This is a genomic window from Algoriphagus marincola DSM 16067 (assembly GCF_000429405.1).
GTDB classification, from domain to species: Bacteria; Bacteroidota; Bacteroidia; order Cytophagales; family Cyclobacteriaceae; genus Algoriphagus; species Algoriphagus marincola.
Map to the genome: position 1 here is coordinate 92,331 of NZ_KE386898.1, position 25,862 is coordinate 118,192.

General features: G+C 43.3%; 24 protein-coding genes. 12 read left to right on the plus strand and 12 right to left on the minus strand.

Annotation, left to right across the window (positions count from 1 at the left end; translation table 11 throughout):
* The first annotated feature begins 11 nt into the window (after positions 1-11).
* The 4 genes from infB to G457_RS0117415 all read left to right on the plus strand — a co-directional run bounded on the left by infB (position 12) and on the right by G457_RS0117415 (position 6,179).
* Positions 12-2,801 carry a translation initiation factor IF-2 gene (gene infB / locus G457_RS0117400; RefSeq protein ID WP_026947582.1) on the plus strand — a complete coding sequence of 930 codons (2,790 nt, stop codon included), beginning with the start codon at positions 12-14 and terminating at the stop codon, positions 2,799-2,801.
* A gap of 239 nt (positions 2,802-3,040) precedes the next feature.
* A complete protein-coding gene (locus tag G457_RS0117405; protein WP_026947583.1) occupies positions 3,041-3,589 on the plus strand; it encodes a hypothetical protein in 549 nt (182 codons plus the stop codon).
* 125 nt (positions 3,590-3,714) lie between these two features.
* Entirely contained in the window at positions 3,715-4,629 is a 915-nt protein-coding gene (locus tag G457_RS0117410) for a transporter (protein ID WP_211230242.1), read from the plus strand.
* Positions 4,630-4,640: 11 nt separating this feature from the next.
* Positions 4,641-6,179 carry a phosphatase PAP2 family protein gene (locus G457_RS0117415; RefSeq protein WP_026947585.1) on the plus strand — a complete coding sequence of 513 codons (1,539 nt, stop codon included), beginning with the start codon at positions 4,641-4,643 and terminating at the stop codon, positions 6,177-6,179.
* Positions 6,180-6,201: 22 nt separating this feature from the next.
* Here the strand turns inward: G457_RS0117415 and G457_RS0117420 are convergent, their stop codons facing one another.
* A complete protein-coding gene (locus tag G457_RS0117420; RefSeq protein WP_026947586.1) occupies positions 6,202-7,836 on the minus strand; it encodes a carbon starvation CstA family protein in 1,635 nt (544 codons plus the stop codon).
* A gap of 203 nt (positions 7,837-8,039) precedes the next feature.
* On the opposite strand from G457_RS0117420, the gene accD reads away from it, so the two are divergent.
* The 7 genes from accD (at position 8,040) to G457_RS0117455 (ending at position 14,714) form a co-directional block, all read left to right on the plus strand.
* The gene (accD, locus tag G457_RS0117425; RefSeq protein WP_026947587.1) at positions 8,040-8,882 is read left to right on the plus strand and encodes an acetyl-CoA carboxylase, carboxyltransferase subunit beta; all 843 of its coding nucleotides are present in this window, start codon (positions 8,040-8,042) and stop codon (positions 8,880-8,882) included.
* Positions 8,883-9,019: 137 nt separating this feature from the next.
* Positions 9,020-10,321, plus strand: a complete 1,302-nt coding sequence (nqrF, locus tag G457_RS0117430; RefSeq protein WP_026947588.1) for an NADH:ubiquinone reductase (Na(+)-transporting) subunit F — start codon at positions 9,020-9,022, stop codon at positions 10,319-10,321.
* A 76-nt stretch (positions 10,322-10,397) separates the two neighbouring features.
* Positions 10,398-11,552 carry a formimidoylglutamase gene (locus G457_RS0117435; RefSeq protein WP_026947589.1) on the plus strand — a complete coding sequence of 385 codons (1,155 nt, stop codon included), beginning with the start codon at positions 10,398-10,400 and terminating at the stop codon, positions 11,550-11,552.
* Positions 11,552-11,779 (plus strand): cytochrome b5 domain-containing protein, encoded by a 228-nt coding sequence (locus G457_RS0117440; protein WP_026947590.1) that lies wholly within the window; start codon positions 11,552-11,554, stop codon positions 11,777-11,779. The genes G457_RS0117435 and G457_RS0117440 overlap by 1 nt, the downstream gene beginning before the upstream one ends.
* Complete coding sequence (locus G457_RS0117445) at positions 11,776-12,618, plus strand: N-acetylglucosamine kinase (RefSeq protein ID WP_026947591.1); 843 nt, start codon at positions 11,776-11,778, stop codon at positions 12,616-12,618. The genes G457_RS0117440 and G457_RS0117445 overlap by 4 nt, the downstream gene beginning before the upstream one ends.
* On the plus strand, positions 12,615-13,436 hold the full coding sequence (gene murQ, locus G457_RS0117450) for an N-acetylmuramic acid 6-phosphate etherase (protein WP_026947592.1): 822 nt from the start codon (positions 12,615-12,617) through the stop codon (positions 13,434-13,436). Before G457_RS0117445 ends, murQ begins: the two co-directional genes overlap by 4 nt.
* 99 nt (positions 13,437-13,535) lie before the next feature.
* Positions 13,536-14,714 (plus strand): pseudouridine synthase, encoded by a 1,179-nt coding sequence (locus tag G457_RS0117455; protein ID WP_035484243.1) that lies wholly within the window; start codon positions 13,536-13,538, stop codon positions 14,712-14,714.
* A gap of 102 nt (positions 14,715-14,816) precedes the next feature.
* Here G457_RS0117455 and G457_RS0117460 read toward each other — a convergent pair whose 3' ends face one another.
* The 11 genes from G457_RS0117460 to G457_RS0117510 all read right to left on the minus strand — a co-directional run bounded on the left by G457_RS0117460 (position 14,817) and on the right by G457_RS0117510 (position 25,009).
* A complete protein-coding gene (locus tag G457_RS0117460; RefSeq protein ID WP_026947594.1) occupies positions 14,817-15,086 on the minus strand; it encodes a hypothetical protein in 270 nt (89 codons plus the stop codon).
* Between the two features lie 114 nt (positions 15,087-15,200).
* Complete coding sequence (trxA, locus tag G457_RS0117465) at positions 15,201-15,506, minus strand: thioredoxin (protein ID WP_026947595.1); 306 nt, start codon at positions 15,504-15,506, stop codon at positions 15,201-15,203.
* 58 nt (positions 15,507-15,564) lie between these two features.
* The gene (locus tag G457_RS0117470) at positions 15,565-16,113 is read right to left on the minus strand and encodes an OmpH family outer membrane protein (protein ID WP_026947596.1); all 549 of its coding nucleotides are present in this window, start codon (positions 16,111-16,113) and stop codon (positions 15,565-15,567) included.
* Between the two features lie 17 nt (positions 16,114-16,130).
* Positions 16,131-16,661 carry an OmpH family outer membrane protein gene (locus G457_RS0117475; protein ID WP_026947597.1) on the minus strand — a complete coding sequence of 177 codons (531 nt, stop codon included), beginning with the start codon at positions 16,659-16,661 and terminating at the stop codon, positions 16,131-16,133.
* A 90-nt stretch (positions 16,662-16,751) separates the two neighbouring features.
* A complete protein-coding gene (locus G457_RS0117480) occupies positions 16,752-19,448 on the minus strand; it encodes a BamA/OMP85 family outer membrane protein (protein ID WP_026947598.1) in 2,697 nt (898 codons plus the stop codon).
* Positions 19,449-19,455: 7 nt separating this feature from the next.
* Positions 19,456-20,193: an isoprenyl transferase gene (locus tag G457_RS0117485; protein WP_026947599.1), complete on the minus strand. Its 738-nt coding sequence runs from the start codon at positions 20,191-20,193 to the stop codon at positions 19,456-19,458.
* An 82-nt stretch (positions 20,194-20,275) separates the two neighbouring features.
* On the minus strand, positions 20,276-21,025 hold the full coding sequence (gene porG, locus G457_RS0117490; protein ID WP_026947600.1) for a type IX secretion system protein PorG: 750 nt from the start codon (positions 21,023-21,025) through the stop codon (positions 20,276-20,278).
* 94 nt (positions 21,026-21,119) lie between these two features.
* Positions 21,120-21,995: an NAD kinase gene (locus tag G457_RS0117495; protein WP_026947601.1), complete on the minus strand. Its 876-nt coding sequence runs from the start codon at positions 21,993-21,995 to the stop codon at positions 21,120-21,122.
* Positions 21,996-22,089: 94 nt separating this feature from the next.
* On the minus strand, positions 22,090-22,755 hold the full coding sequence (locus tag G457_RS0117500) for a CBS domain-containing protein (protein WP_026947602.1): 666 nt from the start codon (positions 22,753-22,755) through the stop codon (positions 22,090-22,092).
* A 76-nt stretch (positions 22,756-22,831) separates the two neighbouring features.
* The gene (gene chrA / locus G457_RS0117505; protein ID WP_026947603.1) at positions 22,832-24,028 is read right to left on the minus strand and encodes a chromate efflux transporter; all 1,197 of its coding nucleotides are present in this window, start codon (positions 24,026-24,028) and stop codon (positions 22,832-22,834) included.
* A gap of 3 nt (positions 24,029-24,031) precedes the next feature.
* Positions 24,032-25,009 (minus strand): isopenicillin N synthase family dioxygenase, encoded by a 978-nt coding sequence (locus G457_RS0117510; protein WP_026947604.1) that lies wholly within the window; start codon positions 25,007-25,009, stop codon positions 24,032-24,034.
* 72 nt (positions 25,010-25,081) lie between these two features.
* On the opposite strand from G457_RS0117510, the gene G457_RS0117515 reads away from it, so the two are divergent.
* Entirely contained in the window at positions 25,082-25,855 is a 774-nt protein-coding gene (locus tag G457_RS0117515) for a hypothetical protein (protein ID WP_026947605.1), read from the plus strand.
* Positions 25,856-25,862: the final 7 nt, after the last annotated feature.

Here is a 25,862-nt window from a genome sequence, read left to right on the forward strand (position 1 = left end):
GTTTTTAGCGTATGTCAGAAGAAAAAATGATGAGATTAGGCGCTTTGGCAAGAAAGCTCAACGTAGGGACAGCAACCCTCGTGGAGACTCTTGGCAAAAAAGGCCATGAGGTTCAGGACAATCCCAATTCAAAAATCAGCATGGAGCAAGTAGAGCTGCTGAATCGGGAATTTAGATCCTCTGCTCAGGAAAAAGAAGAAGCATCGCATCTCTCCATAGGGAAGCGACATGAGACAGTTACGCTTGAGCCAGAGCCCAAGCCAGAGCCAGAGCCTGCTCCAGCGCCTGCGCCAACTCCAGCTCCCGCGCCTAAAGAGGAAGTGCCTGCTCCTACACCTCCGAAAAAAGAAGAACCGAAAGCTGCTCCGGCAGAGCCTAAAGCTCCTGAAGCTGAGAAAACGGACAAAGCTGAAATCGAAGCCCCTAAGTTGGAAGGGATTAAGGTATTGGGTAAAATTGATCTTCCTCAAAAGACAGATCATAAAAAAGGTGGAAAACATGAGAAGCAGTCAAGACCTGCTCCAGCTAAGCCTGCTCCAGCTCCTCAAAAACCGAAGGATGAGAAAAAAGCTCCAGGGGTAGTTAAACCTGAACCGCAACCTAAAGATGAGAAAAAACTACCAGGTGTAGTAAAACCTCAACCACAGCCTGAGCAACCTAAGAAAGAGGAGCTTATTTCTGCAAAAGCGGATAATCTGAAGGGATTAACAGTCCTAGGAAAGATTGAATTACCTGCCGAAAAGAAAAAGAAAGGTGGTCCTGTGGCTTCTTCTGATGAGCGAGCTAGAGATAAAAAGCGACCTAGGAAGCGGATCGATAAAGGCGGAAACAGAAACAGAAATCAAGGAGATCGAAACCAAAAAGGTGCTCCTGGACAAAAAGGCCAGCAGGGTAGAAACCAGAAAGCTGAGCCTACTCAAAAGGAAATCCAAGATCAGATCAAGCAAACTTTGGCAAGGCTACAGGGCGGTAAGTCAGGTAGTAAGAAAAGCCGACGTGATAAGAAAGCAGAACGCGAAAGAGATACTACAGATGTAGTACAGGAAGGATCAAAAATCCTGAAAGTTACCGAGTTTATCTCAGCGAATGACTTGGCGGCACTCTTGGACGTATCCGTAAATGAGATTATCTCCACGTGTATGTCTTTGGGAATGTTTGTTTCCATCAACCAACGATTGGATGCGGAAGCAATCACCATTATTGCTGATGAATTTGGCTATGAGGTTGAATTCACCAAGGATATCGAAGATGAAATCGTAGAGGAGGAAGTCGATAAGGAAGAGGATTTGATTGAGCGTGCGCCGATCGTTACGATCATGGGTCACGTCGATCATGGTAAAACCTCTCTTTTGGATTACATCCGCATGTCGAAAGTAACTGCTGATGAGGCAGGGGGTATCACCCAGCACATCGGTGCTTACGATGTAAGAACCAAAGACGGTCATAAAATCGCATTCTTGGATACTCCGGGTCACGAAGCCTTTACGGCGATGCGAGCTCGTGGTGCTAAAATCACTGACGTGGCCATTATCGTGATCGCTGCGGATGATAGCATCATGCCACAGACCAAAGAAGCAATCAACCACGCTCAGGTAGCTGGTGTACCGATGATCTTTGCGATCAATAAGGTGGATAAGCCTAACGCTAATCCAAATAAGATCAAGGAAGAGCTTGCCAACATGAATTTGCTCGTAGAAGAATGGGGTGGTAAGTACCAGTCTCAGGATATCTCCGCAAAAACAGGTCAAGGTGTTGATGATCTTTTGGAGAAAGTACTCCTAGAATCAGAAATTCTTGAGTTGAAAGCCAATCCAGGTAAAAATGCGGTAGGTACAGTCATTGAAGCATCCTTGGATAAGGGTCGTGGATATGTGGCTACTTTGATGATCCAAGCTGGTACACTTCGGGTAGGTGATGTAATGGTGGCTGGTTCGCACTATGGACGTGTGAAGGCCATGTTTGATCATACCGGTAAAAAACTCAAGGAAGCAGGACCATCTACACCAGTTCAGGTACTTGGCTTGAGTGGTGCTCCACAAGCAGGTGATATTATCAAGGTTTACGACAATGAGCGTGAAGCTAGAGAAATTGCCAACTCCAGAGAGCAAATCCAGCGTGAGCAAAGTCTCCGTACGAAGAAGCACATTACTTTGGATGAAATCGGTCGTCGATTGGCTATCGGTAGCTTCAAAGAACTTAATATCATCATCAAAGGTGACGTGGATGGATCAGTGGAAGCACTCTCTGATTCTTTGTTGAAGCTTTCTACAGATGAGGTCAAGGTAAGTATCATCCACAAAGCTGTGGGTCAGATTTCTGAATCCGATGTGCTTTTGGCTTCAGCATCCGATGCGATTATTCTTGGGTTCCAGGTTCGTCCTTCTGCCAATGCGAAGCGGCTTGCCGAGCAGGAAGAAATCGAAATTCGTCACTACTCCATCATCTACGATGCGATCAATCAAATCAAAGATGCGATCGAGGGTATGCTTGAGCCAGAGTTTGAAGAAGTCATCACCGGTAATATCCAGGTTCGTGAGGTATTCAAGATTTCTAAAGTCGGAACAGTTGCAGGTTCATACGTAACTGACGGATACATTACCAGAAAGAACAAGATTCGAGTGATTCGAGATGGAATCGTTATTCACGATGGAGAAATCGATCAGTTGAAGCGATTCAAGGACGATGTAGCCGAGGTAAAAGCAGGCTATGAGTGTGGTATCTCGATCAAAAACTTCAATAACATCCAAATCGATGATACCATTGAAGGGTATGAAATGAGAGAGATCAAGCGTAAGCTTTAATTTACTTGAGGAAATAAAGAAAAAAGGAGCGGTTAAAATTGCTCCTTTTTTTTGTGCCGTTTCCAGTGGGTCAGTCGACCAAATTTAAATTTCAATCAACCGCCCCGGTATTTTGGGATGTCGTAGTTGGTTTCCATTCAGGTTAAATGTGTGGCTAGTATTTTTCGATAAAGTCCTTCTCATATTAGGTTTTTTTGGGAAATATGTGGAGTTTGAACACTTATTGGAAAAATATATTTTTGAAGAAACTTCTTTCCATATCGCTTTTATTCTGCTTTGCCTTATATCACTTTGGGCATTATGTATTCTATTTTACCCATCAGGTACAAGTGGAAAATACCTGGAGCGAGAAGATTTATGCTGCGTCCAATGAGATCGAGTTAGAAGAGCGATTACTTGAAGTGCCTTTGGCAGCACCTTATATGGCCAATGAGCAGGAGTTTCGGGCTACGAATACCCGTTTTGAGAAGGATGGTAAGTTTTTCAGAGCTATCAAGCAGCGTTATCAAAATGATACACTTCAGATTGTTTATGTGGCAGATACCTCTCGACAAAAGCTAGAAAGTACATTTGAGAAGTGGGTTTCTTGGCTGAGTGAGGGAGAAATGCAGCAAGAGTCATCCAAGTCCATTAATTTAAAAACGTTTGTAAAAGATTACATTCAGGAATATCCTTTCGAGTTTGTCGCATTTGAAGAATTAAATCTCATTAAACACACAGGGTTTATTTTTTCAACTTACACGAGTCCTTTTTTTCAATTAGATACTCCACCTCCGCAGATTAGCTGATTTTTTTAGGGTTTTGTGGGCTTTTGGGGCTCACTGCTTCCCTATTCTATGTCCATCCATTCTTGGATTGGGCTTTTCCTATTTATCTATTACGTATTATCTATTCAGCTATGAAATTTAATTTAATGGCTCGGACAACCCTATTTTTGGGTTTGACCTTGTCATCTCTTACCTGCTGGGCTCAGTCTCCGCTAGACGAACTCATGATGCCCAAAAATGATATTTGTATCCTTTTCAATTATGAATACGGTCAGTTTGACCAATATTGGGAGGGAGATTTTCTTCGTGAAAATCAAACTATTGCCACTGTCCAAAGGAGAACAGCCATGCTGATGGCAGCCTATGGAATCAATGATAGGCTTGATGTTTATTTGGGATTGCCTTATGTGTCCACCAATTCCACTATTCCCAACGGTGGAAAATTCGCCGGTGCTTCAGGGCTTCAGGATATTTCGATTGGTCTGAAGTACAAAGCGCTTGAAAAAAGCCTAGGTGCCGGGAAATTGTCCGCTTTCGGATCCTTGCTTTTTTCTACACCAGCCTCAAATTATCTATCGGATTACCAGCCATACAGTTTGGGTTTGGGGACTCCTCAGCTTGCCTGGCGTGGTATAGGTCATTTTGAAACTGAAAAGGGTCTCTATTCTCGATTGGCACTTGCCTACACATGGAGAGGTTACACTGAGGCAGAGCGGGAATATTACTATAATGAGGGGAGTTATTTCACTCCATGGATGGATGTCCCAAGCTCTTGGAACATGGATTTCACCCTTGGTAAGTGGTGGATGGAGAAGAGCCTTCGGGTGGAGGTAAGCATTTCTTCTCAGGTCTCCACTTCCGGTGATGATATCAGAGCATACAATGCACCCCAGCCCACCAATCAAGTCAACTTTTCGAGACTAGGAGGATTTGCTCATTATTATTTCCAAAAGGTCAAAGGGCTGGGCGTTTTGGGGTATTATCAACAAGTGATTTCTGGGAAAAATGCTCCTAAAATGGGAGCATTTGGCTTAGGAGTTACTTACCAGTTTGGACTTTAATCAGCACAAAAATGAATAAGATTACATATACTATATTAATGATTGTGTCACTTTTCTTGGTAGCTGGATGCTCCATGGATTTACCGACACAACTCGAATTTGAAAGTTACGAATATGCTTCTTTGGATGAAAACGGTGGGGATCTTCAGCCTATTTTGATGTCTAAAGGATTAGATATTTTTGTAGAAGAGCCAAATGGAGTGAATTCGCCAGAATTTCTCGAAGAGGTCGAGCAGGTGAAAAGACAAATCTCCTCTGCGAGTGAGGATCAAAAAAGAAATGTCCTTCAATGGACAAACAACCCCGTAGTTAGGTGGAATGAGATTGCTCTTGAGCTGATCGCAAAGTATAATTTGATACCTGGACCAAATCCAGATGGTAGCTATACACTTCCTAATCCTGCAAGCCCAGACGGTCCTCCACCTTTTCCATTTGCACACCCACCCTATGCTAGTCGGGCTTTGGCTTATCTCTCTGTGGCACAATATGATGGCTTGATTTCAGCCTGGTATTACAAATTTCAATACAATAGGCCTGCTCCGTATCAAATCGACGAGGAAATCCCTCATGCCTATGTGGAGCAGCCCATACCAGCCTATCCTTCCAGCGGGGCGGTGGTTGCGAGAGCTTCCCGAGAGGTCTTGACTGCGATGTTTCCTTTGGAGGCAGCCTACCTGGCGGCCCAAGAAGAAAAACACCTAGAAGCCTTGTTGCTTTCAGGAGAAAATGTACCCAGTGATGTCGAAGCAGGATTAAAAATTGGAAACGAAATTGCCTCAAAAGCTTTGGAAAGGGCATCTTCTGATGGAATGAAATATGCACAAACCTCTAAGGCGGTTTCTGATTCTATTGCCAATGCAGCTTTTGAACGCTTTGGCTGGAAGTGGGTTAATTTGGAATCTCCACAGCGACCTGTAGGATTGACACCACTTTTTGGGAAAGTGAAAATGTGGAATGTGCCAAGCGTAGAATCCACTCGCCCACCAGTACCGCCAGTACCAGGTACACCAGCCTATGAAGAGGATGTACGGATTCTCTTGGATTATGCTGCCAATGTCACACCGGAAAGAAGAAGAATTGCTAATTTTTGGCAAGATGGATTAGGTACTTATACTCCTCCTGGACATTGGAATGATTTTGCCATTAGGGATATCGTCAAAAACAAATTAAATCCACTTCGTGCCGCACGGGTCATGGCGTTTTTGAATATGGCTATGATGGATGCAGGTATCAGTTGCTGGGATGCAAAATATTATTATCACTATCCACGCCCGATTCAGTTAATTGAAGGCTTTGAAACCATTGCGGGGACTCCCAATTTTCCAGCCTATACTTCCGGGCATTCGGTTTTTTCTGCTTCAGGCGCGGAAGTTCTTGCTCATTTTTTCCCAGAGAAAGCGTCCCAATTTAGAGCTTGGGCTGAAGAGGCTGCTATTTCTAGAGTCTATGGAGGGATTCACTGGACTTTCGATGCTACAGTAGGAACTACTCAAGGGATAAATGTTGCTCAGTATTCTATAGATAGAGCAAAAACAGATGGGATAGATTGATTTTTCTGAAATTTCATAGAGATCAAAGAGCCTTTGCAGGCTCTTTGATCTCTTTTTTGATGCTTCGTGTAGCCAAAACCATCAAAGAAATAGCTAATACAAAAAGTAGGGCCGCGATCAGCGAAAGTACATAGACCTGGTCTTGGAAATTTTTCCAAGCAAATAAGCCCAATGAAGCCAAGGTGACGGTGAACATGAAGAACATTGGCAAAGTCACGAACAAGGCATTTTTCTTTTTCCGAATCATCCAGACCGCTATGGTCAAAAGAGCTAAGGCTGCGAGAAGTTGATTTGCCGAACCGAAGATGGGCCAAAGCGTGGCAAATTCGCCAGAAGCGAGCAGAAGGGCAGAAAATAAAACCACCAAACCGGTAGAAACGAAGCGATTTTCAGATAAAGTTTTGCCCATGGGAGTTTTCACATCCTCGAAATATTCCTGAAGCGTAAATCTGGCCAGTCTGGTACAGGTATCCAAGGTGGTCAAAGCAAATGCTGATACTGTCAAAGCAACAAAACTGACCGCAAATTCAACTGGGATTCCCAAAGAACCGATCATTCCCCCAAGTCCACTGGAAAATAAAGAGACAGGACCTTCAGTGCCAAGCCTCGATAAATATTCTCCTTTGCTCAAAACTACTACCGCACCGACGGATAGTATGGCCAAAAAGGATTCGATGAGCATTCCTCCAAAGCCAACCACTTTGGCATCGCTTACTTTATCCAATTGCTTAGAAGTCGTTCCTGAAGCGACCAAAGAGTGGAAGCCACTGATCGCTCCACAGGCGATAGTCACGAATAATACCGGGAAAATATATCCCAAATTTTGATCAGTAAGGGTGATCTCGCTACTCATTTGGATGGTAGGATTCGAAAAAATCACTCCTAAAATTGCTGCTAGCATCATTCCGTAAAGAAGGAAGCTATTGAGGTAATCTCTTGGCTGAAGTAAAAGGCTTACAGGAGTCACCGATGCGATAAATGCATAAGCGAGAAGTAGGAAAATCCATGCACGGTAATCCAGTGCAAAAGGAATCAACATTCCGAGATAGACGGAGAAATACATGAGGGCCACACCTACGATAGAGATGAGTAGGAAGGCTTTTTTCCGATCACCAATCAATCGATTGACGATCCCAAAACCCACAGCCAGAAGTATAAATAGGAAAGAAGCAGAAGCAACCGCTGGATTGGAGATGAAGGTCTTTGCAATGATATCAGCGAAAACTCCGATCACCAAAATCAAGGTAGAAAAGCTAAAAATGACAAAAAGCTGCTTTCCGCGCAGACCAATCTGGTTGCGGATAATGACTCCAATGGATTTTCCTTCGGTTCGGAGGGAAGCCGCCATACTCCCCAGATCATGTACCGCCCCAAAGAAAATACCACCCACCAAAATCCAAATGATTGCCGGAACCCATCCAAAACTAACGGCTATCACGGGTCCCACTATTGGTCCCGCCCCCGCAATGGAAGCGAAATGGTGACCCAAAACCACAATAGGCTTGCTTGGCTCATAATCCACTCCATCCCGATGAGTATGAGCAGGGGAAGGCTTTTTGTCATTTAATCCGAATTTTTTGTAAACGAAATTGCCGTAAAATCGATAGGCTAGTATCAAAATGATAGCAGAAAGGACTAAAATGACGGTATAGCTCATAGCTAGAGGTAGGTCGGGTTTATGTTTTTGGGGTAATGTCGAAAAATAGTAAATATTTGGGAGTTGCACTCCAATAATGCCTTGGATATACTAGCTGATTCAGCTAAAGGGACCCGAATTGCCTTCCACTTATTTTTCATTTCATGGATTTAAGGTTTAACTTTGTTTCTTTGACTTTTCAAAAAAAATCGAATAATCCAATTATGGCTTGGTTTAAAAGAACAGATAAGGGGATCAAGACTTCCACCGCGGAAAAGAAAGACGCGCCGGATGGTCTGTGGTTCAAAACTCCCAAAGGAAATATCATTCATACACGAGAGCTTAAGAACAACTCTTATGTTTGCCCCGATGATGATTTCCATGTCAAAATTGGATCGGCAGAGTATTTCGAGATTCTCTTTGACGACAATAAGTTTAAGGAGCTGGATGAAAACATGATTTCTGGAGACCCATTGACCTTTTCGGATACCAAACCTTATCCTGTCAGAATCAAAAGCAGTATTGAAAAAACCAATTTGAAGGATGCGGTCAAGACAGCTCACGGAAAGATCAATGGTCTGAATATCGTGATTGCCTGTATGGACTTCAGCTTCATAGGTGGATCAATGGGTTCGGTAGTAGGTGAAAAAATTGCGCGAGCAATTGATTACTCCTTGAAGCATAAGGTTCCATTTTTGATGATTTCCAAATCTGGCGGTGCGCGGATGATGGAGGCAGGTTTCTCCTTGATGCAAATGGCTAAAACCTCTGCAAAATTGGCATTACTCGATCAGGCTGGAATTCCATATATCTCTTTACTCACTGATCCGACTACAGGTGGTGTCACCGCATCCTATGCGATGTTGGGTGATTTTAACATCGCCGAACCGGGAGCTTTGATTGGTTTTGCAGGACCACGGGTCATTCGAGAGACGATCGGTAAAGATTTACCAAAAGGATTCCAAAGTTCAGAGTTTGTACTCGAACACGGATTTTTGGACTTCATCATCGATAGAAGACAGTTGAAATCAAGGATCTCAACTTTGTTAAACCTCCTGAACAATTAATCAGTTATAGACTTATAAAAATGTGCATCCAACTTTCATTTTTGTGGGAGTGGATAGTCGCATTTGATGATTAATAAATATATTTGTACGCCTCAAATGAGGCATTTAATCCATCCGAAAAGTAAAACCAAAATTTCATGGGTTCAGTAATTATCACGTCAATCGTAGCATTTACCCTGATTATCCTTTTACTGGTTTTCATCCTTCTGTTTGCTCAGTCGAAACTGGTCAATTCCGGAGATGTGAAAATCGTCATTAATGGGGATGACAGCAGTCCACTGGTCACTTCAGCCGGTACGACTTTGCTTTCTACCCTTGGTAATCAAAAGATTTTCCTTCCTTCAGCATGTGGAGGCGGGGGTACTTGTGCCATGTGCAAGTGTGTAGTAGAAGAAGGAGGCGGAGAAGTCTTGCCTACAGAGGTCGGACATCTTAGCCGGGCTGAGCAGCAAGGTAATGTACGCTTGGCTTGTCAGGTGAAAGTAAAGCAGGATATGAAAATCCGCGTTCCAGAAGAAATCTTCGGTATCAAGAAGTGGGAATGCGAGGTTGTATCCAATTACAACGTTTCTACTTTCATCAAAGAATTTAAAGTAAAACTTCCTGAGGGTGAAAACCTTGACTTCGAATCAGGTGGTTACATCCAGATTGATGTACCAGCGATTACAGTCAACTTCAAGGACATGGACATCACTCCTCATCCTGAATTGGGTCACCCTAAAGATGTATATCAGAGTGATTGGGATAAGTTTGGCTTGTGGGATCTTGTCATGAAAAATGACGAAGAGCTATTCCGAGCTTACTCTATGGCCAACCACCCTGCGGAGGGTAACATCATCATGTTGACCATTCGTATCGCGACTCCACCATGGGATCGTGCTAACAATAAGTGGATGGATGTCAATCCAGGTGTTTGTTCTTCTTATGTATTCTCCAGAAAGCCTGGTGACAAAGTGACGATCTCAGGTCCTTATGGTGAATTCCACATCAACCCTACTCAGCGCGAGATGATCTACATCGGTGGTGGAGCAGGAATGGCGCCATTGAGATCTCATATTTTCCACCTTTTCCATACTGAGAAGACGGATCGAAAAGTATCATACTGGTATGGAGGTAGATCTAAGAAGGAATTGTTCTATGTTCCTCATTTCCGTGAAATCGAAAAAGACTTCCCGAACTTCAAGTTCTACATTGGTCTTTCCGAACCACTTCCTGAGGACAATTGGAAGATCAAAGAATCAATGGATGATGAAGGAGACGGTTATGTTGGTTTCATTCACCAAGTTCTGTTCGATAATTATCTGAAGAATCATCCGGAGCCAGATGAGGTTGAATATTACCTTTGCGGTCCTCCATTGATGAATGCAGCGGTACTCAAGTTGCTAGACGACATGGGCATTCCAGAAGAAAATATCCGATTCGATGATTTCGGAGGCTAAATAAAAAATCCCGCATTTGCGGGATTTTTTATTTGCTCATACTTTTTTGATTATTTTTAAAATCTAACCTCCAACTATGAGTATTCAGTCTTTTTTTGAACCAGTAGCCGATTTTCTTTGGCAGAAAAAATATCCTGAAAATTCCTTCTTCAAACAGATTCACTGGTATGGAGAAGAATTTCCCGATCTCAAAGGTATCCAAATAGCACTCATTGGGCTAAAGGAAACCCGTGGAGAAAAGGAGAGTAGAAGTATGGATCGGGCTGCAATTGAAATTCGCGAGAAGCTTTATTCACTTAAGCGGGGTATTGGTTCCTATCGAGTGGCAGACTTGGGCGATTTGATCCCGGGAGAAAAGCTGGAAGAATCCTACGAGCGTATCCAAAAAGTAGGAGATTTTCTGATGAAAAAGCAGATTCTTCCTATCTATTTTGGGGGAAGTCATGACCTGGATTATGGTCAGTATCTCTCCTATGAAAAGATGAAGAAATTGGTTTCGCTTTTGACCGTAGATGCCAAATTTGACATGGAAGAAGAGGGTCCCTTATCCCAAAAGCACACCCAAGAGATTATTCTTCATCAGCCAAACTTCCTTTTTTCCTATGCGCATATTGCCTATCAAAGCTATTTGGTCGATCCATCCTTGGTAAATGTGATCGAGAAGCTGTACTTCGACCATCTGAGGCTGGGACTGGTTCGTAAGGAGTTTAAAGAGATTGAACCCATTATTCGAAATGCTGATCTGCTGAGCTTTGACTTGGCGGCTATTCAATCTTCAGATGCTCCTGGAGTACCCGAGGCAAATCCTTTTGGGCTTACTGCAGAGGAGGCTTGTCAGATTTGCTGGTTTGCAGGGATGAATGAGAAATTGAGTTCTTTTGGAGTCTATGGATACGAGCCTTATTTCGACGATAGTCAAAATAAAACAGCCATGGTAGCCGCTGTGATGCTTTGGTACTTTATCGAAGGGTTTTATTCAAGGAAAGACAGCCTTTCTTTCAAAAGCAGCGACTATATTAAATATACGGTATCTTTGGACGCAGAGCCAAACTCTTTGGTTTTCTACAAGAGTAAGCGTAGTGGCAAGTGGTGGATGGAAATTCCCCAAAATGATCCTGATAGATTCGACCGGGGTACTATGACCATTCCCTGTAGCTACGGAGATTATCAGACCGCCCAAAAAGGAGAGATTCCCGAGCGCTGGATCAATGCTCAGATTAAATTACTCTGATGCAAACCTACACGCGGCAGCAATTAGCGCTTCGAAATGGTCAGGATAAGCCGGAGATTTGGATTGCCTATCAGGGCATTATCTATGATGTGACTGCATCTAGATTGTGGAAAAACGGAAAACATTACGAACATTGGGCTGGACAAGACCTCACAGAGGAGCTAGTTGATGCTCCACATTCGGAAAAGGTCTTTGGAAGATTTTCAGCCATTGGAAAATTAGTATGATATTAATTGCAGATAGCGGTTCCAGTAAGACAGACTGGAGAGTCATTCATCAAGACGGCAGTATTTCACAATTCAGAGGAGTTGGGTTCAACCCTTACTACCAGACTTCAGAGGAGATGGAAAAGGAAATGCAGCAGGAGTTTCTTTTGAGTATTTCTGCCGTGACTAAAGAAATTTATTTTTACGGAGCTGGTTGTTCGGCAGAAAACCGCAAGGCTGAAGTTTCACGTGCTCTTGCCACGATTTTCCCACATGCTTCTATTACAATCGACCATGATTTGGCTGCGGCTGCTCATGCTACCTGTGGCCATGAGCCTGGGATTGCTTGTATTCTAGGAACGGGTTCGAATAGCTGTGATTTTGATGGGGAGAAAATAGTTGCTACCAGGCCAGCTCCAGGCTATATCTTGGGTGATGAAGGGGGAGGAGCGTATGTTGGTAGAAAATTACTCCGAGACTTTATCTATGATGATATGCCCAAGGATATTCGAGAGGCTTTTGTCAAAGAGTTTGGTCTGACCCAGGAGATCATTCAGGATCATGTTTATCGTAAGCCTTATCCAAATCGATACATGGCTAGTTTCTGTAAGTTTATCACCGAACACAGTAATCACCCCTATTGCTATTCATTGTATTATGAATCGTTTCTAGAGTTTTTTGAAAAGCATATTTCCCGCTATCAGGACTTCCGAACTAAGCCGGTGAATTTTGTGGGCTCGATCGCCTTTTACAACAGTACAATTCTCCGAAAAGCCGCTTACGATCAAGGATTGAATATTCAGAAAATCATCGAAAACCCCATTGCAGGGTTGACACTCTATCATCAAAATAAGCTATGAAGGTAACCGAAAGCAGTTCGCTCTATGATAATTTGGAACAAATGTCCGTCTTGGACTTGCTCCAAAATATCAATCGTGAAGATCAAAAAGTGCCTTTGGCAGTAGAAAAGATTATACCAGAAATCTCAGCTTTGGTGAGTCAGATTGTCCCTCGGATGGAAGAGGGCGGAAGGCTTTTTTACATTGGAGCGGGGACTTCAGGAAGACTTGGGATTTTAGATGCTTCTGAGTGTCCACCTACCTATGGTGTGCCGGATGATTGGGTGATTGGTTTGATCGCAGGGGGGGATTTGGCTATCAGAAAAGCCGTTGAAAATGCAGAGGATGATGCAAATCAAGCATGGAAAGATATTCAAGCCTATGGGTTTAATGAACATGATACGGTAATTGGAATAGCTGCCTCTGGCACAACGCCCTATGTGATCGGTGGTGTGAAAGAAGCTAGGCAAAAAGGATTGCTTACTGCCTGTATTACTTGCAACCCAAACTCCCCATTAAGCCAAGAGGTGGAACATCCACTGGAGGCAGTGGTCGGACCGGAATTCGTCACCGGAAGCACCCGAATGAAAGCTGGAACTGCGCAGAAACTGGTGTTAAATATGATTTCTACGACAGTCATGATCAAACTTGGTCGGGTCAAAGGAAATAAGATGGTTGATATGCAGCTCAGCAATGCCAAACTAGTGGAGCGAGGCACCCGGATGATTATGGAGGCAACTGGTTTGGGTGAATCGGATGCCAGAAATTTGTTGATCAAGGAAGGTTCTGTCCGAAATGCTACTAAAGCTTTTTATTTGGATAAAGGTCGTGCTGAATAGTATATCGATTGGAAATCATCTATCTTTGCAGCCCAATTCAAATAATTGGAATTCAGTAAATTATCAAACAACAAAATCCAGCAGTGATGCTGCATACTTATGAAAAACAATCCACGCAAGCCATTCTTTGGCAAGGATAAATCAGAAAAAAGAGAGGAGTCTCAAGACCGTCCAAAAAAGTTTAAATCCGTAAAATCGGATTTCCAATCTTCGGATAAGCGATTCGATAAAAAAGGATCCAAACCGCGCTTTAAGAAGGATTTTAATGAAGGAGGGCCAAGTGATAACAGAAAGTCTCCTTCCAAGCGATTTTTTAATAAGGAGGAAGAATCACCAAAGCGCGAAAGATATGAGCGCGATTCCAATCTTGGTACCAAGCGAACTTATGTAGGAAGAGGAAAGGATCAAAAGCCCATGTATGGGGAGAAAGCACCTGAAAAGGGCAATAGATCCTCTGCAAAGAGAGGCTTTGGTAAAAATCGTCCGAACCGTATCCAGAATCAGGAGGTTCCACGACCTGAATATGACTTTCAGGACATTCCCCAGGCAAAGAATAAAAAGTCCGGTGCCGAGCTTATTCGCTTAAATAAATACATCGCAAATTCAGGGATTTGTAGCAGGAGGGAAGCTGACCAACTCATTCAGAATGGTCAAATCACCGTCAACGGTGAAATCATTAAGGAGATGGGCTATAAGGTCAAGCGCGACGATCGCGTGGTGTATAATGGGAAGCGAATTAATCCGGAGAAGCCAGTCTACATTCTACTGAATAAGCCAAAGGATTTTATCACTACCACAGAGGATCCTTTGGAGCGAAAAACAGTTATGAATCTAGTGGAAAATGCTTGTGAGGAGCGGATATTCCCGATTGGAAGGTTGGATAGAAATACCACGGGATTGCTTTTGTTTACCAATGACGGCGAACTCGCGGCCAAGCTATCTCATCCTTCCAACAAGATCAAGAAGATCTATCAGGTGACGCTCGATAAGCCTTTGACCAAAAATGATGAAGAGGCAATCAGGGAAGGGTTGACGCTGGAAGATGGCTTAGCCGAGGTGGATGATTTGCAGGTGCTTTCAGTGGATCGAAGAATCTTAGGATTGGAAATTCATATTGGTAAAAACCGAATTGTGAGGAGAATCTTTGCACATCTAGGTTATGATGTCACAGCGCTTGATCGAGTGTTGTATGCAGGCCTGGACAAGAAAGACCTGAAGCGGGGTAATTATCGCTTCCTGTCTGAAAAAGAGGTAGTCAAACTCAAGTTTTTCCTTTAAAACACTTAGCCCAAGAGCATCCTGTTCTTGGGCTTTATTTTTTATATTTATCCGCTTTTCTTTCAGTAAGATTAGTGTCCGGACTAAAATGAGCCAAGGTGTTTAGAATCTAAGTTTTTCTTTGCTAAGTCGATCCAGTTCCTCAAGTAAGGCGATCATTTTAATTCGATTCTCTTTTTTAGAGACATCAAATCCAAGTCCTGAAAATTGCTGTTGAATAAATTTCAAAGCATTGTAAGGTGTTACGGTTGTTTTGTTGAATGCAGCTTCCTCAGGAGTGAGGATATTGTTGTACATATCCATCAAGACAATACCTCGATCAGATTTTTGAAGTATTTCGATGGAACTGTCAATTGCTTTTGACCAATCCATAGGGTGTAAGGGTTTTTTAATCAGGGGAATAAGCTATACAAACCAAATCAAAAAAAGCAGATAATCTAGCTTTTGACAGAAAATATTATGATTGGGTTTCTAGGCTCTTCATGATCAACAAAAAGCCTTTAGACTTTGGTGAAGGTCTTTCTTGGTCATGATTCCTCCTTTTCGCCAGAGGATTTTGCCTCTTTTGAATAATACGTAATGGGGAATAGACCTGACGGCAAACTGCTGTGCCAGTTGAGGATGCTTGTCTACGTTTATTTTCAAAAGTTTGATCTTCCCGCCAAGCTCGTTCAGTACCTTTGCGATAATCGGGTCCATGGTCTGACAGGGTCCACACCAATCAGCATAAAAATCTACCAAAACAGCGTCTTGGCTTTTCTGAATCAATTCTTTGGGGTTCTTTTTTGCCATAAGCAAAAATGCCGACCCCTGAGAGTCAAGAGCCGGCATTTGATTTTATTTGATGAGATTACTGATTTGCACCCGCTGGAGGAGTAGGCATCTCTAATCCAAGCTTAGCCAAAACCAATTCAGTGAATTTGTCTTGCTCTTTGGTGTAAAGAAGGATAGGAGCCTGACCGGCGGTCTCAGCAAAGATATGCGTGTAGTTATTTTCAGCGGCTACTGCATTGATCGCGTTGATCACCTTAGTCTGTACAGGCTCTAGGAGCTCCTGTAGCTTTCGCTGATAGCTCACTTGAGCATCTTGCTCGTATTTTTGAAGATCTTGCTGAAGCTTAGTCAATTCTGCTTCTTTTGCCGCGCGTGCATCATCAGTCATAGTCTGAGCAGCCTGCTGATAAGTCTGCACTTGACGCTGAAAATCGTTCGCTTTAGTCTGAATGTTGGTTTGAAGCTGAGTTTGATAGTCTTGCAAATCAGCGCCAATCTGCTCCATCTCTGGCATCAGGTCCATGATAAACTCCACATTGGTATAGCCAATTTTCAACTCTTGTGCTTGTGCTGCAAATCCTGCGCAGATCAGAGCGACTGCAGAAAGGATAACTTTTACTTTCATACGTTTTGAATTTAATTTTAATTGTTGTCTTCTATTCCTAATTCTTCCAAGACAAATTCCGAATAATCATGTCTTGGGTCTGTGTAAATAATGCCCGAAGGTACGGAAGCTTTGTCAAATAACATCGCCAAGTTGTTTTTACGGGAAACCCGCTCGATGGCATCGTATATTTTTGACTGCAGCGGTTGCAGGAGTTCGGCTTGCTTTTGGAAGTACTGACCGTTGATTCCAAATATCCGGCTGTTGAACTCCTGAGAAGTTTTTTCCTTCTTTTGGATTTCCTGCATTCGTTTTTGGTACATTTCTTCGGTCAAGAGGACTTCTTCCGCCTTGAGCTGTATATACATTTCTTTGATCTCAGCATCCAAATCCTGTGCCTCTTTCTTCCAGGCATTACTCAGCTTTTCCAGCTCTTGCTGTACCACTTTGTAATCCGGGTGCTTGTTGAGCACATATTCTGAATCGATGTATCCAAACTTTTGAGCCAATAACTGATTGCTAATCAAAGTAATGGATAGCAAAAGTATGATTTTGATGGCTTTGTTCATGTCTAATGATATCATTTTGTCCTAGGAGCTAAAACGCTCGAACCAAACATTAAATTTGACATAAATTAACCAATTCTGCATCAATTTATCTTATCTAAACTGCTGACCAATGGTGAAGTGGAACTGTGGACCACTTCGACGAGTCTGTCCAGGGATCGGGTCGAAACCGTAGCCCCAGTCTACACCGAGCAACCCAAAGGCTGGCATAAAGATCCGTGCACCTACACCGGCAGATTTTTTCAAGTCATACGGATTGAATTCCTCATAGGATCCCCAGTTGTTACCAGCTTCAGCAAATCCTAAGACAAAGATGGTGGCAGAAGGGTTCGGAGAAACCAAGAAACGTAATTCCATCACGTATTTGTTGTATACGATACCTCCAAATGGATCTGGGTCTGCTGTACCACGGGTATCCCGACCTGGGGTGATGGATTGGTTTTCATAACCTCTCAGACCGATGATTTCTTGACCTAGGGCAAAGTTGTTGAAGGTCATCCCGTCACCACCCATTACGAATCGCTCCAATGGAATGATGCCGATTCGATTACCATAAGATCCCAAGAATCCCATGTGAGCTCGAGCACTTGCCACGAGTTTGTTGGACCCAAATAGTGGAGTGTAAATACTCGCATCAAACATCCACTTATGATATTCCAGCCACTTGTACTTTTCCTCATCCGGAGATTCTGGACTTAGATTGTCATTCATGGATGAGTAAGGTGGAGTCATCGCCACATTTAGCATCACATTCGATCCAAATCTTGGATAGATAGGATTATCGATGTTGTTCCTAGCTATCGTTGTGTTGAGTGTAAGACTATTGGATCGTCCTGTTGGATAGCTCAGACCAAATGAAGTACCAAACTGATCAAATTCGTAAACTTGGAATTGCAGGGAGTTAGAAATGCTGAAATAATCATCAGGCCAGGTTACTCGTCTTGCCAAACCGAGTGTAGCTCCAGTGATTTTAAAGAAGCCAAGCTCTTGTCCAAAATTGCCTGGATTAAAGAAGTCAACCTGACGCTGTACAGAGTGATTAAAGCTGAAACTCAATGCATTCGGCTTCTTACCTCCAAACCAAGGCTCGGTCAGTGAGATCGAATAGTTTTGGAAAGATCGACCATTAGCCTGTACTCGAAGTGAAAGCTTCTGCCCATCTCCCACAGGAAGTGGATCCCACTTGTCGAAGTTTCCGATGTTTTTGATCGAGAAATTGTTGAACGTCAAGCCAACTGTACCAACAAATCCGAAGAATCCTCCCCAACCACCGGAAAGCTCAATTTGATCATTTGGACGCTCTTCGAGCTCAAAGGTGATGTCCACGGTAGCAGCATCAAAATTTGGCCGGAGATCAGGATTGATCTTTTCCGGATCAAAATAGCCCAATTGGGAAAGTTCTCGAATGGTTCGTACCAAAAGTGCTCTATTGAACTTCTGCCCAGGGAGAATTCGGATTTCCCGCATTACTACATGGTCGGAAGTTCGCTCGTTTCCTTTGATATTGACAGAATTCACAGTCACCTGAGGCCCTTCAAAAATCCGCATTTCCATATCAATGGAATCACCGATTACGTTGACCTCTACAGGTTGGATATTGAAAAACAAGTATCCATCGTCCTGATAGAGAGAGCTGACATCATCGCCTTTTTGAGGGTCATAATTCAGTCTTTTTTCCAGTTTCTCCCGATCGTAAACGTCGCCTTTTTGAATTCCCAACTTGGCTCGTAGCACCTGATCTGGGTGAATAAAGTTTCCGTTGAATTCAATATTTCGATAGTAATATTTTTGACCTTCTTCGATTTCTAGGTCAATATTGATTTCATCTTGACCAAAGGAATAAATCGAATCGGTAACGATTTTGGCATCCCTAAAACCTTTCGTTTGGTAGAAATTGACCACATTGTCTTTATCGTTTCGATATTCCTTTGGGATGTATTTCGATCCTCCGAAAAAGTTGAGTTTGAAGTTTTTATTGATGTATGACTTGACATCCTCCTTTGAGGCGGAGTCAGTGTACAAAATTGCATTCGCTACGTCTGAAGGCCCAGCCGCGGTCATTCTGGAATAGACATCCTTAAAGACACTTACCCGAGCATGTTCTTTGGTTTTCTTGAGTTTGGATTTGATTTTGGCGTCTGTGATTTCCTCATTTCCAAACACCCGGATTTCGTTGATCTTGACTTTTCCTTTGGTATCTACATCAAATCTAAGTTTCACGCTATTGGGTAAAGTCGTATCTCTGACTTGGGCTACCTTTACTTCTGTGTTCAAAAAGCCTTTGTCGACAAAGTATTTTTGAATATTTCTTTGGGAAGTGTTGAGTACATCCTCACGCACTACCCGACCACGGATATTTATTTTATCCCGTAGTTCGCTTTCTTGGGTTTTGTTGATCCCGGTAAATTCAACTCTGGAGAATCGCGGGCGCTCAGTGAGGTCAAGCAACAATGAAATGTCTTCACCCTCTACCTTTGTGACCAAGATTTTCACATCTCCGATGATTCCCTGATTCCAGAGTTTTTTCAGAGCATTGGAAATAGCATCTCCTGGCACCTCGATCTGATCATCCACCTTCAGCCCTGAAAGGGAGATGATCGCGTTTTCATCAAGCGTCGAAAGCCCTACGGCTTTTATCTCGGCGATTCGATAAGTCTGTGGCTTGGAGTAGTTCAACTCCATGATGTCTATAGGCTTGCTCGAGGAATATCTCGATTGCCCAAGCCGTATCTGCGACATCGCTGTGTTTGCCCATACTAGACAAAATAGAATCAGTAAACTTCTTTTCATCAATTACTTAAGATTTAACCTGCTCCCCTGTTTTGCCAAACCTACGCTCTCTATTCTGATAGTCGATGATAGCAGCCAAGAGGTGCTCTCTTCTGAAATCAGGCCATAGAACCGGAGTAAAATGTAACTCCGTGTAGGCTAGTTGCCAAAGCAGAAAATTGCTGATACGATACTCCCCACTTGTCCGAATCATCAGTTCCGGATTGGGGATGCCCGCGGTCTCGAGGTGGTCTTCAATCAACTGTTGGTTGATTTCTTCCACCTTCAATTTTCCTTCAGAGATTTTTTGAGCAATGCGCTTGGTTGCTTGGGTGATTTCCCACTGACCACTGTAGCTAAGTGCTAAGATGACAGTCAATCCATCATTTCCTTCCGTTGTCCTCTTGGCTTCCATTAGCTTGTCGAAGGCATTGGGAGGAAGGCTCTCCAGATCACCGATACTTTCCAGGCGGATGTTGTTTTTCATCATCATCGGCACCTCATCAGTGATGGTTTTTACGAGGAGTTCCATCAATCCATTGACTTCTTCCTGTGGACGGGACCAGTTTTCGGTCGAAAACGAAAATAGAGTCAGGTACTTTACACCAAGATTCTCTGCCCCCTCAATGGCATCCTTCACGGCCTGAATAGCGTGACGATGACCAAATATCCGCATGGCGCCTTTCTTTTTGGCCCAGCGGCCATTGCCATCCATGATGATTGCTATGTGATTGGGGATTCGCTCTCGGTCTAAAACTTCCTTCATTACTTCCGATCCGGGTACCTACATTTTTGGAGGTACAAAAATGCTATTTCTTTTCCAAATATTAAGCCTAAGACTCAATTAATTAATAGGCGTAGCACTTTGTACTCTGTATGGTATAGCTGATCGTGAGACTCAGGAAGTAGTACCAGTCCTTGTCGTAGGGATTTCCAAAATTAATCCCGTATGGTTGATCGGGGTTATTTGGGTCTTGGAATCTTGGTATGGGCGGGGAGCTACTATCAATTCTATCGATAAAATCCGTGAAAGTAGCCCGGATTCCTGCTTCCATAGCCAGGGTCCAGCGATCATTGAGCCGATATTTCACTCCCCCACCAAAGGGAATGACTACCGTGCCTAGATTGTAGCGATCGGAGGAGTTGAATGCATAGGTATTTCCTTTGAGGAAAAAATGCGAGTATCCAATTCCAAAGAATGCATAGGGAGACCAGAAGAACTCAGAATCATTCCGAAGGAAATCCAAAAAATTGAATTCCATTACCGCTGACCCCTCGATCATTCCACCCCTAAACCGCGCATCTCTACGCTGAGCAGCTAGGTCTAAGGGTCTTACGCTATCGGTCGCCCGAATCGTCCCTGCTGTAATGCCTACCCGAAGCGTCCAGACATTGTCAAAATTTCTCTTGCCAAACAACGTGCCGTGAAGACCTAAATGGTCCAGGTCAATAGTTCTGAGTATATCTCCGGTGTAAGCAGTGGTGCCTAGACCTCCTCCGATTTCGTATTTCTGAGCTTTGGCATCTGGGGCTGTAATCCCCGCAAAGAGCAGAAAACAATAAAAGAAGCTGAGTATCTGAAAATTGACCTTTTTCAAGACGATGCAAGTTATGAAGTACCTAACGTTTAAAAAACGCTCTTTGGTATCTCCTGGGTTAATCTTTGTTAAGCTAAAACGATCATTTGGAGCCTTAATTTCTCATATCTAGACCCCAATGTAATTTCTGTCTCAAGGTATCAAAAAAATCATAATTGGGAAGCTTTACAAGTTTGGCTGAAAATGTCTCTTTTTTGATTTTAAATCTTAGTTCCGGTGAAACAGAGGTGGATCTCGAGTCCAGCGAGACCAAGTATTTGTCAGCTCTACCCTCGATTTCTATACATATTTCACTGTCGTCAGAAACCACAATCGGCCTCACATTGAGGTTGTGAGGGCTGACCGGAGTAATCACCAGGTTTTTTGCTTTGGGAGAAAGTAATGGGCCTCCGCAGCTTAGCGAATAACCTGTGGATCCGGTAGGTGTGGCCACAATGAGTCCATCTGCCCAATAGCTGTTTAGATATTTTCCATCCACGTAGGTGTGTACGGTGATCATGGAAGAGGTGTCTCGCTTGTGAATGGTGAATTCATTCAGCCCGAAGTTCAAGCCATTGAAAAGTTTTCGATCACAGTCTAAGGACACGAGGCTTCTTTCTTCTATTTGAAAATTTCCAGAGGATAGATGATTTACCGCCTCCTCAATAGTGTCTGTGGTAACTGTAGCCAAAAAACCCAATCTCCCGGTATTCAGTCCTAAAATCGGGGTCTCCAAAGCACCTACCTGGCATACTGAGTCCAAAAGGGTCCCGTCCCCACCAATGGAAATCAGAAAATCCATCGAAGCCATTTTATTTTTGGAATCGATGAGCTGATAGGTAAGACCAGTATTTCCCTGCATTCGAAGGAGTCTGTCGAAGGGCTGTGTGACGTGAATTTCAAAGCTTTTTTTCTCCAAAGCACGAAAGAGTGCTTTGATGTCTTGAAGAAATTCTTGCTTTAAGCTGAGTCCGTGAAGCGCAATTTTCATGTGGTTATAATTGATTTTCAGCGGTCACATGGAATCTCGCAAACTTTACAATCATCCCGGTGTGTGTCGCTAGCGACCTGCTCGATTTCATCCGCTAAATATCTAAAAATCTCAGCAAGTTGCCGATTCGGTCTTCTTCGCTGCTTATACCTGCTTCTTCCTGATAGTGATCGAGGATTTTGTAGCCAAAGCGCTCCAAAGTAGCTTTGATATAGCGAAGTTCGGGCTGATCTAGCTTCAGCGTCAGCTTTATTTTAGAATCATCGAGAGGATCATTGCTGATAAATGAGCTAAGGATTTTGGTATTTTCTGTCTCTGTGAGTCGGGCAATCTCAGCTAGGCTATAGTCCGACATATTCATGGAAAGGACCAAGACAGAACCTTGAGACTGAATGGAAAGGCTATCTGCAAAAGCTGATATGGCGTCTTCCATGGTCACAACTCCCAGGTAGGTCATTTCTCTGTCCAGAACCGCCACCATATTGGAATGGTGTTCAGCACTTATTTTCAAAATATCATATACGTGCTGATCAGTGTAGACCCAACAGTTGTAGTTATTCAAAGGAATTGTTTCAAGAAACTTCTCTGGGTCATTTAAATCAAAAATGATCTCATCACTCAAAAACCCAAGAAACTTACCCTTATCTACTACTGGCAAAAGATCGGTACGAATTTCCTCCATCCACGCCAAAGCCATCTTGGCCTGATCGGTCAATTTGAGTGGTGGAATAAGGTTATTGATAAATTCGTACGCCTGCATAAATGAAAGTTAGGAAATGATTTATAAAAGCAAAACGCCTAACTAGGTTTTCTTGTTCCTTGAATCGAATCCTTGATTAGAAGATCAGGTTGTTTAGGATCCCTAAAACAATTCCACCTAAGATAATCCAAGGCGATGAAATCTTGGTGAATTGGAGGAGGCTGTAGGCGGTTAAAATCATGAAAATATTCAGCAAATTAGCCTCCAGAGGTTCGAAAAGCAGATATGCAGCAGCAATGAGCATACCGCAGGAAACTGCATTGATGCCTTCGAGTGCAGCACGAACTGGGCGGTATTTTTTGAGTTGATCCCAAAATCGTATGACGAAAAATATTAAAAAAATACCTGGAAGAAATATTCCTGCAGCAGCTATCAAGCCACCAGTAAGGAAGCCTAGTAAGCCATACTCCCGCATAGAAAGCGCTCCGACGAAAGAAGATATACTGAAGGTGGGTCCGGGAATCCCTTGGGAAATTGCGTATCCAGTAAGAAACTCTTCCGAAGAAAGGAAATGCTTGAAATCTACAAACTCAGTATAGAGATAAGGAACTAATACTTGCCCTCCTCCGAAAATCAAACTTCCGTTTCGATAGAAATTTTCGAATAATAAGACCGATTGGAATTTGGTCAAAGCACCCAATACTGCGGCACCTGCCAGCACTCCCGCCCAGAGGTAGAAATTAGCCCATTGGATCTTTAGTGGGGTGTCTTGCTCCAGTTTAGGTTGTTTTTTGTATTTGATGGAGGTGCTTAATCCTCCGATCAGCAGCAGGATGGGAAATACGAAGGGCGAACTGTAGAAAAAGGCCACAAAAGTGGAAATAAGAACCAGAACCATTGCCTCGGTGGTCTGCACCATTTTGCTGATGGTTTTCTGAGCCGCAAAAATGATAAACCCAATGGCCATGGGCTGAATGAATTTGGCAAAATTCAGTGCTCCGGGTGTTTTTTCCTGAAGAAAGTAAATTAAAATAGCGGCTCCCGTCATGATCAAACTGGCTGGAATGATCCAAACCAAGAGTGCCAGATAAGCAAGATTGGGGCCTCCAACCCGAAAACCGATGGCGGAAACCAACTGTGTAGAGGATGGACCCGGGAGCATATTGCATAGCGCATTTAGCTCCCAAAGCTCATCTTCGGTAATGTAGCCGCGTTGATTGACCATTCGCTCCAAGAGCATGGCTAGAAAAGCTTGCGGTCCTCCAAACGCAGTCAGCGAAAGGGCCAGAATGTCCTTAAGAAACAAGTAGTATCTGACCCTTTTGATCGACATGGTTTATTTTTTCAAGCCTAGTTCCCGTAGGCGCTCATCCAAAAATTCGCCTGCCGTTGCATCTTCAAATTGCTTGGGGTTTTCTTCACTGATGCAACTTTCCAGACATGTCAAGTCCATTTCAGAGCGTGGGTGCATGAAGAAAGGAATGGAATATCGGCTCGTATTCATCAATTCACGAGGTGGATTCACTACCCGGTGAATGGTTGATTTCAACTTTTTATTGGTCAGTCGCTCGAGCATATCACCTACATTCACCACCAACTGGTCAGGAAGTGCCGTGATAGGAATCCATTTGCCATCCTTTCTCAATACCTGCAGCCCATCTGCACTGGCGCCCATCAAAAGAGTGATGAGATTGATATCCCCATGCTCTGCAGCACGAACGGCATCATCAGGTACTTCCTCGGGATTTTCGATAGGGAAATAGTGAATCTGTCTCAGGATTGAATTTCCATGTGCTACTTTATCCTCAAAGTAATCCTCTTCCAATTCCAAGCTGATTGCAATCGCTCTAAGCATCGCCTTTCCTGCTTTTTCGAGGGTTTGGAAAGCTTCAGTCGCCGCATCTTTGAATTCAGGGATTTCTTCCGGCCAGACATTGGATGGATATTCTTCCTTCACAGAATCCCCCTCGGGAATCTCAGAGAGTTCTTGTCCCACATGGAAAAACTCTTTCAAGTCGCCGGTATTTCTACCTTTAGCATGTTCTTTTCCTTTGCCGGTATAGCCTCGCTGAAATCCTATTTCTGGATGTTCATACTTCGTTTTTACTTCATCTGGCAGGCTGAAAAAGTCCTTGATTGACTTGTAAAGACGATCTTGAAGGTCTTGATTGAGACCGTGGTTTTTGATTGCTACAAAACCTATGTTTTCGTATGCTTCACTTAGTTTTTTGACAAAGGCTGCTTTTTGTTCGGCCGACCCGGAAGTAAAATCGGCAAGATCCAAGCTGGGGATTTCATCAAAGAGGATTGACATAGTGGGTATGTTAAATGTATGGCAAGTAAAATTTGGCTAAAAATAATACCTTTAGAGTCAAAACCCATGCTGATGAAAAAGAACCTGATATTTCTTGGCTTTGCTGCGGTATTTCTGATGGCTTGCTCTGAGGAAAGAAAAAAAATTAACGAGCAGGTAGTGCCGCATCCTTCGGAAGACTCTACGCAAGTAGAGGATGCGCGAGACGAGGTTGCTTTTTTTCAATATGAAGAATTACCTGATTTTCCAGATGCCATTTTGGAGCTTTATACCCCTTTAGGGAATCAGGTGTTCAGACCTGGTAAAGTTCCTTTCGAATTCAATATCAAGAATTACCCCTTTGAAGAGGAAGCTTCTAATCGGTTTAGGCTTTTCCTAATCCTAAATGGAAGTGATCCAGTTGGTCACCGAAGTCCGATTTTTCAACAGGAGCTTCAGGAAGGTACCTATCGGGTAGTGGCTTTCTTGGTGGATGAAGCAGGTTTTGCTTTGAAAAACTTTGGAAACTATGTTGACCGGGACTTCCAAGTAGGAGATTCCAGGCCCTTTCCTTATTCGGCAGAGCCGTATTTGGCTCTGAATTTTCCCCGGGCAAATCAAGAGTATGGCGCTGAAGATGAATTTGTTGTGGACTTTTTAGTGCTTGGAGGTGATATGAAGTTGGATGGGCTGAAAGTGAAAATCGAAATTGGAGACTACGAGTACGAAATAGACCATATAGCTCCAATCAGGATTGAAAATCTCCCTGCCGGCGAATATCAGGTGAAAGTTTCTCTCCTCAGAAATAACAATACTGAGCTTGAGGGACCATTCTCTTCCGTCACCAAGACGGTGATTGTGCGATAAGTAGCTA

What these genes read in the sequence shown, in the direction of transcription:
- G457_RS0117515 (WP_026947605.1), top strand. Translation starts at nt 25,082, where the DNA reads ATGAAAAAGAACCTGATATTTCTTGGCTTTGCTGCGGTATTTCTGATG.
- G457_RS0117460 (WP_026947594.1), bottom strand. Translation starts at nt 15,086, where the DNA reads ATGGATTGGTCAAAAGCAATTGACAGTTCCATCGAAATACTTCAAAAA.
- G457_RS0117480 (WP_026947598.1), bottom strand. Translation starts at nt 19,448, where the DNA reads ATGAAAAGAAGTTTACTGATTCTATTTTGTCTAGTATGGGCAAACACA.
- G457_RS0117435 (WP_026947589.1), top strand. Translation starts at nt 10,398, where the DNA reads ATGAGTATTCAGTCTTTTTTTGAACCAGTAGCCGATTTTCTTTGGCAG.
- G457_RS0117415 (WP_026947585.1), top strand. Translation starts at nt 4,641, where the DNA reads ATGAATAAGATTACATATACTATATTAATGATTGTGTCACTTTTCTTG.
- infB (WP_026947582.1), top strand. Translation starts at nt 12, where the DNA reads ATGTCAGAAGAAAAAATGATGAGATTAGGCGCTTTGGCAAGAAAGCTC.
- G457_RS0117495 (WP_026947601.1), bottom strand. Translation starts at nt 21,995, where the DNA reads ATGAAAATTGCGCTTCACGGACTCAGCTTAAAGCAAGAATTTCTTCAA.
- trxA (WP_026947595.1), bottom strand. Translation starts at nt 15,506, where the DNA reads ATGGCAAAAAAGAACCCCAAAGAATTGATTCAGAAAAGCCAAGACGCT.
- murQ (WP_026947592.1), top strand. Translation starts at nt 12,615, where the DNA reads ATGAAGGTAACCGAAAGCAGTTCGCTCTATGATAATTTGGAACAAATG.
- G457_RS0117420 (WP_026947586.1), bottom strand. Translation starts at nt 7,836, where the DNA reads ATGAGCTATACCGTCATTTTAGTCCTTTCTGCTATCATTTTGATACTA.
- G457_RS0117500 (WP_026947602.1), bottom strand. Translation starts at nt 22,755, where the DNA reads ATGCAGGCGTACGAATTTATCAATAACCTTATTCCACCACTCAAATTG.
- G457_RS0117455 (WP_035484243.1), top strand. Translation starts at nt 13,536, where the DNA reads ATGAAAAACAATCCACGCAAGCCATTCTTTGGCAAGGATAAATCAGAA.
- G457_RS0117510 (WP_026947604.1), bottom strand. Translation starts at nt 25,009, where the DNA reads ATGTCAATCCTCTTTGATGAAATCCCCAGCTTGGATCTTGCCGATTTT.
- G457_RS0117485 (WP_026947599.1), bottom strand. Translation starts at nt 20,193, where the DNA reads ATGAAGGAAGTTTTAGACCGAGAGCGAATCCCCAATCACATAGCAATC.
- nqrF (WP_026947588.1), top strand. Translation starts at nt 9,020, where the DNA reads ATGGGTTCAGTAATTATCACGTCAATCGTAGCATTTACCCTGATTATC.
- G457_RS0117470 (WP_026947596.1), bottom strand. Translation starts at nt 16,113, where the DNA reads ATGAAAGTAAAAGTTATCCTTTCTGCAGTCGCTCTGATCTGCGCAGGA.
- accD (WP_026947587.1), top strand. Translation starts at nt 8,040, where the DNA reads ATGGCTTGGTTTAAAAGAACAGATAAGGGGATCAAGACTTCCACCGCG.
- G457_RS0117440 (WP_026947590.1), top strand. Translation starts at nt 11,552, where the DNA reads ATGCAAACCTACACGCGGCAGCAATTAGCGCTTCGAAATGGTCAGGAT.
- chrA (WP_026947603.1), bottom strand. Translation starts at nt 24,028, where the DNA reads ATGTCGATCAAAAGGGTCAGATACTACTTGTTTCTTAAGGACATTCTG.
- G457_RS0117445 (WP_026947591.1), top strand. Translation starts at nt 11,776, where the DNA reads ATGATATTAATTGCAGATAGCGGTTCCAGTAAGACAGACTGGAGAGTC.
- G457_RS0117410 (WP_211230242.1), top strand. Translation starts at nt 3,715, where the DNA reads ATGGCTCGGACAACCCTATTTTTGGGTTTGACCTTGTCATCTCTTACC.
- G457_RS0117475 (WP_026947597.1), bottom strand. Translation starts at nt 16,661, where the DNA reads ATGAACAAAGCCATCAAAATCATACTTTTGCTATCCATTACTTTGATT.